The following is a 6,961-nucleotide window of genomic DNA, read 5'->3' as shown; positions in this document are numbered from 1 at the left end:
AAGTACCAGCTCAGGCACCGCGACTGGGAGAACGCCGAACGTGAGGGCCGCACCATCGTCCCGCTGCTGACCCGGCTCAACACCATCCGGCGCGAACATCCCGCGCTGCACCACCTCAGGAACCTCCGCTTCCACCACACCGACAACGACACGCTCCTCGCGTACAGCAAACGCAGCGGATCCGATGTGGTCCTGGTGGTCGCCAACCTCGACCCGCACCGCACCCAGGAGGCCACGGTCTCGCTGGACATGCCGCAACTCGGCCTGGACTGGCACGAGTCGGTGCCGGTGCGCGACGAGCTCACCGGCGAGACCTACCACTGGAGCAGGAACAACTACGTGCGGTTGGAGCCGGGGCGGGCTCCCGCGCACGTCTTTCACGTCCAGTCCCCGCCCGCCGCGCACGCGAACGGAGGGGCAGGAACGTCATGACCGTGAACGAGCCCGTGCTGGACACCTTCGAGGACACTCCCGCGAGGGACCGGGACCCGGATTGGTTCAAGCGCGCCGTCTTCTACGAGGTGCTCGTCCGCTCCTTCCAGGACAGCGACGGCGACGGTGTCGGGGACCTGAAGGGCCTCACCTCCAAGCTGGACTACCTCCAGTGGCTGGGCGTCGACTGCCTGTGGCTGCCGCCGTTCTTCAAGTCGCCGCTGCGCGACGGCGGTTACGACGTCGCGGACTACACGGCCGTCCTGCCGGAGTTCGGCGACCTGGCCGACTTCGTGGAGTTCGTCGACGCCGCCCACCAGCGGGGCATGCGCGTGATCATCGACTTCGTCATGAACCACACCAGCGACCAGCACCCGTGGTTCCAGGAGTCGCGCAAGGACCCCGACGGGCCCTACGGCGACTACTACATGTGGGCCGACGACGACAAGGGCTACCCGGACGCCCGGATCATCTTCGTCGACACCGAGACCTCGAACTGGACCTTCGACCCGGTGCGCGGCCAGTACTTCTTCCACCGCTTCTTCTCCCACCAGCCCGACCTCAACTACGAGAACCCGCGCGTCCAGGAGGAGATCCTTGCCGCGCTGAAGTTCTGGCTGGACCTGGGCATCGACGGCTTCCGGCTGGACGCGGTGCCCTATCTCTACGCGGCCGAGGACACCAACTGCGAGAACCTGCCCGCCACGCACGCGTTCCTCAAGCGCGTCCGCCGCGAGATCGACGCCCAGTACCCGGACACCGTGCTGCTGGCGGAGGCCAACCAGTGGCCCGAGGACGTCGTCGACTACTTCGGCGACTACGCCGGCGGCGGCGACGAGTGCCACATGGCGTTCCACTTCCCGGTCATGCCGCGCATCTTCATGGCCGTACGCCGGGAATCGCGCTACCCCGTCTCCGAAATCCTCGCCAAGACCCCGGCCATCCCCTCGGGCTGCCAGTGGGGAATGTTCCTGCGCAACCATGACGAGCTCACGCTGGAGATGGTCACCGACGAAGAGCGCGACTACATGTGGGCCGAGTACGCCAAGGACCCCCGCATGCGCGCCAACATCGGCATCCGCCGCAGGCTCGCCCCGCTGCTCGACAACGACCGGCACACCATCGAACTGTTCACCGCGCTGCTGCTGGCCCTCCCCGGTTCGCCGATCCTGTACTACGGCGACGAGATCGGCATGGGCGACAACATCTGGCTCGGCGACCGCGACGCGGTGCGCACGCCGATGCAGTGGACGCCCGACCGCAACGCCGGCTTCTCCACCTCCGACCCCGGCCGCCTCTTCCTGCCGGCGATCATGGACCCGGTCTACGGCCACCAGGTGACCAACGTCGAGGCGTCCATGTCGTCGCCGTCGTCGCTGCTGCACTGGACCCGCCGCATGATCGAGATCCGCAAGCAGAACCCGGCCTTCGGACTCGGCTCGTACACCGAACTTCCCTCCTCCAACCCCGCGGTGCTGGCGTTCCTGCGGGAGTACGAGGACGACCTGGTGCTGTGCGTCAACAACTTCGCGCGGTTCGCACAGCCCACCGAACTCGACCTGCGTGAATTCGCGGGGCGGCACCCGGTGGAACTGTTCGGCGGGGTCCGCTTCCCCGCCATCGGCGAACTGCCGTACCTGCTGACCCTCGGGGGCCACGGCTTCTACTGGTTCCGGCTCACTCGAGTCGCATCCCGCATCGGCCGGCGACTGTGAGCCTGCGCCGAGACAAGGAGGCGTGACCATGCCGAAGACCGCATCCCTGCGCCCGGACCTCCCGCGCCTGGCCGAGCCCATGGAGTCGCTCGGCGGGCTGCTGCGCGACTGGCTGCCCCGGCAGCGCTGGTTCGCGGGCAAGGACCGGCCCGTCACCGAGCTCGGTCTGCTGTCGATGACCGAACTCTTCCCGGGCTGTCTGCATCTGCTGGTCTACGCCGGTCACGCCGGCCACACGGGGGTGCCCTCGCCCGGCGGGACTCCCCCAGCCGGCGACTGCTACCAGCTCCTGCTCGGCGTACGGGAGCGGCCGGCGCCGCGACTGGGGCGGGCCCTCATCGGGCGGGTGCAGGACGGGCCGCTGGCCGGTCTGACGGTCTACGACGCGCTGCACGACCCCCGCTCGGCCCAGCTTCTGCTGGACCGGCTGCGCCTTCCGGGCACCGCCGGGCCCCTGCGCTTCGACTGCGACCCGGACCAGCGGGTGCCCGCCGGACTGGTGCCGCGGCTGCTGGACGCCGAGCAGTCCAACTCCTCGCTGGTGTACGGCGACGAGTACATCCTGAAGGTCTTCCGGCGCATCCAGCCGGGCGTCAACCCGGACCTGGAGGTGCCGGGCGCGCTGGCCCGTCAGGGCTGTCACCGCGTGCCCGCGCCCGTGGCCTGGTTCCAGACGAACCATCCGTTCAAGGCCACCCTAGGCGTGCTCCAGCCGTATCTGCGGGACGCCTCCGACGGCTGGACGCTGGGGCTGAACGCGCTGGCCGCGGGGGACGACTTCACGGTCCAGGCCCGGGCGCTGGGCGCGGCCACGGCGGAGGTGCACCTCGCGCTGGCGTCGGCGTTCCCCGTCGGCGGGCCCGGGGAGAACGGGCGGACGGCGGCGGCGATGACCGAACGGCTGGACGCCGCGGCGCACTGCGTGCCCGCCCTGCAACCGTTCGTGCCGGGATTGCGGACCGCGTTCGCGGCCCTCACCGGCTGCGACCCCGGACCGCCCGCCCAGCGCATCCACGGTGACCTGCACCTCGGTCAGGTGCTGCGGGCCGGGCGCGAGTGGTTCGTCATCGACTTCGAGGGCGAGCCGTCCCGGCCGCTCTCCGAACGGCGCAGCGCCCACTCCCCCCTGCGGGACATCGCGGGGATGCTGCGCTCCTTCGACTACGCCGCCCGGCAGCGCCGCCCCTGGCGCCCGGAGTGGGCCCGCCGCTGCCGCGAGGCCTACTGCGCGGGCTACGCCGCCCGCGCCGGCTGGGACCCCCGCAAGAAGCACGGTCTGCTCCGCGCCTATGAGACGGACCGGGCCGTGTACGAGGTGCTGTACGAGGCACGGCACCGCCCCGACTGGCTGCCCGTACCGATGGCGGCGATCGAGCGCCTCGCCGTGAGAGGAGACTGAGCCGTGGCCCTGCGAGACACCTCAATCCCGGAGCCGTCCGGGCCGGTCCCGAGCACGACGGCGCCCGCCCTGAGCCCGGAGGACCGCGGGCGCCTGCTGGCGGGCGCCCACCACGATCCGCACGCGCTGCTGGGCGCCCATCCCGTACCCGGCGGCGTCGTGTTCCGGGCACTGCGCCCCTTCGCCCGCGCGGTGAGCGTGGTGATCGGCGGCAGGCGCACCGCCCTCGTCTCGGAGGGCGACGGCCTCTTCACGGGCGTGCTGCCGCTGGAGGCGATCCCCGCGTACACGCTGCACGTGGCGTACGAGGAGGGCGAGCAGGAGACGCACGACCCGTACCGCTTCCTGCCCGCGCTGGGCGAGCTCGACCTGCACCTGATCCGCGAGGGCCGCCACGAGCAGCTGTGGCAGGCGCTCGGCGCGCAGCCCATGACCCACGAGGGCGTGACCGGCACCCGGTTCACGGTGTGGGCGCCGAACGCGCAGGGCGTGCGGGTCGCCACGGACTTCACCCACTGGGACGGCACGCAGTTCCCGATGCGGTCCCTGGGCGCCTCGGGCGTGTGGGAGCTGTTCCTGCCGGGTGTCGGCGAGGGCACCGCGTACAAGTTCGAGATCCACTCCCGCTACGGGCACCGCTTCCTCAAGGCCGACCCGATGGCCCGCCGCTGCGAGGAGCCGCCCAACACGGCGTCGGTCGTGACGGCCTCCCACTACGAGTGGGGCGACGCCGCATGGATGGCGCACCGCGCCGACACGCCCGTGCGGGAGGCGCCGTTCTCGGTGTACGAGGTGCACCTGGCGTCGTGGCGGCCGGGACTGACCTACCGGCAGCTCGCCGAGGAACTCCCGGCATACGTCAAGGACCTGGGCTTCACGCACGTGGAGCTGATGCCGGTCGCCGAGCACCCCTTCCACGGGTCCTGGGGCTACCAGGTCACCGGGTTCTACGCACCGACGGCCCGGCTGGGCACGCCGGACGACTTCCGGTTCTTCGTCGACGCCTGCCACCGGGCCGGTATCGGCGTGATCATGGACTGGGTTCCGGCACACTTCCCGAAGGACGACTGGGCACTGGCCCGGTTCGACGGTGAGCCGCTGTACGAGCCCGGGGACGACCGGCGCGCGGAGCACCCCGACTGGGGCACCTACGAGTTCGACTTCGGCCGTACCGAGGTGCGCAACTTCCTGGTCGCGAACGCCGTGTACTGGTGCGAGGAGTTCCACATCGACGGGCTGCGCGTGGACGCGGTCGCCTCGATGCTGTACCTGGACTACTCGCGCGAGGACGGCCAGTGGGAGCCCAACGCCTACGGCGGCCGGGAGGACCTGGCGGCCATGCGGTTCCTCCAGGAGATGAACGCGACCGTGTACCGGCGCTCCCCCGGGGTGGTGACCATCGCCGAGGAGTCCACCGCCTGGGGCGGGGTGACCCGGCCCACCGACACGGGCGGGCTGGGCTTCGGCCTGAAGTGGAACATGGGCTGGATGCACGACTCGCTGGAGTACATCGCCCACGAGCCGGTGCACCGCAAGTACCACCACCACGAGATGACGTTCTCGATGGTGTACGCCTACAGCGAGAACTACGTCCTGCCCATCTCCCACGACGAGGTCGTGCACGGCAAGCAGGCCCTGGTGTCGAAGATGCCCGGGGACTGGTGGCAGCGGCGCGCCACCCACCGGGCCTACCTCGGCTTCATGTGGGGCCATCCCGGCAAGCAGCTGCTCTTCATGGGGCAGGAGTTCGCGCAGGGAGCCGAGTGGTCGGTGGAGCACGGCCCGGAGTGGTGGCTCCTCGACGACGGGTACCACTCCGCCGGCGACCACCGGGGCGTGCTCGACCTGGTCCGTGACCTGAACGCCGCGTACCGGGCGACGCCGGCGCTGTGGCAGTGCGACACCCGCCCGGAGGGCTTCCGGTGGGTCGCGGTGGACTCGGCCGACGACAACGTCTTCGCGTTCCTCCGGCACGACGCCGAGGGGAATCCGCTGCTGGCGGTGTCGAACTTCTCCCCTGTCGTCCGGCAGGACTACGGCCTGTGGGTGCCGGGTGACGCCGTCGCCTGGGAGGAACGCCTCAACACCGACGACACGCGCTACGGCGGCAGCGGCGTCACCAACCCGGATCCGGTCAAGCCGGAGGACGGATGTGTCCGGATCACGCTGCCTCCCCTCGCCACGGTGTGGCTGACGCCGACCGCCGTGTGAAGTCCCGTGGCCCCACCAGGTGTCCTGCCCGCCTGGAGGGGCACTGGGGGTCGTACCACCGGGAGCACCCGGTGGTGGGACGCGGCAGGGCACAGAAGGGCGGGCATCAGGTGCGCACCGTGGGTGTGGAGGAGGAACTCCTCCTGGTCGATCCGGAGACCGGGGAACCGCGGGCGCTGTCCGCAGCGGTGCTCGCCCGGGCCGAGAAGGACGACGCGGATCAGGACGTCTTCGAGAAGGAACTCCACGACCAGATGCTGGAGTTCGCCACCCATCCGCAGTCGTCCATGGAGAGCCTGCGCGAGGAGATCGTCCGCTGCCGCAAGGAGGCCGCCCGCCACGCGGGGGAGATCGGCTGCACCGTTGCGGCGCTCGCCACCTCACCGCTGCCGGTCAGCCCATCCGTAGGCGTCAACCGGCGCTACCAATGGATGGCGGACCAGTACGGCATCGCCACGCGGGAGCAGCTCGTCATGGGCTGCCACGTGCACGTGTCGGTCGAGTCCGACGACGAGGGCGTCGCGGTCGTCGACCGGCTGCGTCCGTGGCTGCCGGTGCTGCGGGCGCTCAGCGCGAACTCGCCGTTCTGGCAGGGCGAGGACACGGGGTACAGCAGCTACCGCAGCCGGGTGTGGCTGCGCTGGCCGTCGGCGGGGCCGACCGAGATCTTCGGCTCGCCCGAGCGGTACCACCGGCTGATCGCGGACATGGTGGCCACCGGCGCCCTGCTCGACGAGGGGATGATCTACTTCGACGCGCGGCTGTCCCCGCGGTACCCGACGGTGGAGCTGCGCGTCGCGGACGTGTGTCTGCAGTCCGGCACGGCCGTGCTGGTCGCCACACTCGTCCGCGGGCTGGTCGAGACCGCCGCGCGCGAGTGGCGGGCCGGCCGCGAGCCGCTCGGCCACAGCGTGAGCCTGCTGCGGCTGGCCGACTGGCAGGCCGCCCGGTCCGGGCTCTCGGGCGAGCTGCTGCACCCCGCGACCATGCGGCGCATGCCGGCCGAGGCAGTCGTACGTGCCCTGCTGGAGCACGTCGAGGAGGCCCTCGACGGCATCGGGGACCTGGAGCGGGCCCGCGCCGCCTGCGAAGAGCTGCTGCGGGAGGGCAATGGCGCTCAGGTGCAGCGCGCCCTGCTGGAGCGCACGGGCAGCCTGCGGGACGTCGTCACCGAGTGCGTCCGCCGCACACAGGCGTGAGGCGC

The 6,961-nt window shown here is 71.1% G+C and carries 5 protein-coding genes; all 5 read left to right on the top strand.

The genetic code is table 11. From position 1 onward, the window contains the following. Positions 1-432, top strand: a 432-nt coding sequence (locus tag AB0937_RS07745) for an alpha-glucosidase C-terminal domain-containing protein (protein WP_366710212.1), incomplete at its 5' end; no start/stop codon positions are given. Further along, positions 429-2,147, top strand: a complete 1,719-nt coding sequence (gene treS, locus AB0937_RS07740; protein ID WP_366710211.1) for a maltose alpha-D-glucosyltransferase — start codon at positions 429-431, stop codon at positions 2,145-2,147. The genes AB0937_RS07745 and treS, both read left to right, overlap by 4 nt. Before the next feature lie 28 nt (positions 2,148-2,175). Continuing rightward, positions 2,176-3,546, top strand: coding sequence for a maltokinase (locus AB0937_RS07735; protein WP_366710209.1), 1,371 nt, complete (start codon positions 2,176-2,178; stop codon positions 3,544-3,546). Between the two features lie 3 nt (positions 3,547-3,549). Continuing rightward, entirely contained in the window at positions 3,550-5,757 is a 2,208-nt protein-coding gene (gene glgB, locus AB0937_RS07730) for a 1,4-alpha-glucan branching protein GlgB (protein WP_366710208.1), read from the top strand. A 110-nt stretch (positions 5,758-5,867) separates the two neighbouring features. Further along, entirely contained in the window at positions 5,868-6,956 is a 1,089-nt protein-coding gene (locus AB0937_RS07725) for a glutamate--cysteine ligase (RefSeq protein ID WP_366710247.1), read from the top strand. The last annotated feature ends 5 nt before the right edge of the window (positions 6,957-6,961 follow it).

The sequence above is a fragment of the Streptomyces sp. NPDC047880 genome (assembly GCF_040706515.1).
Lineage (GTDB): Bacteria > Actinomycetota > Actinomycetes > Streptomycetales > Streptomycetaceae > Streptomyces.
Note: the sequence above shows the minus strand (reverse complement) of the source record. Positions and strands in the feature narration are given on the sequence as shown.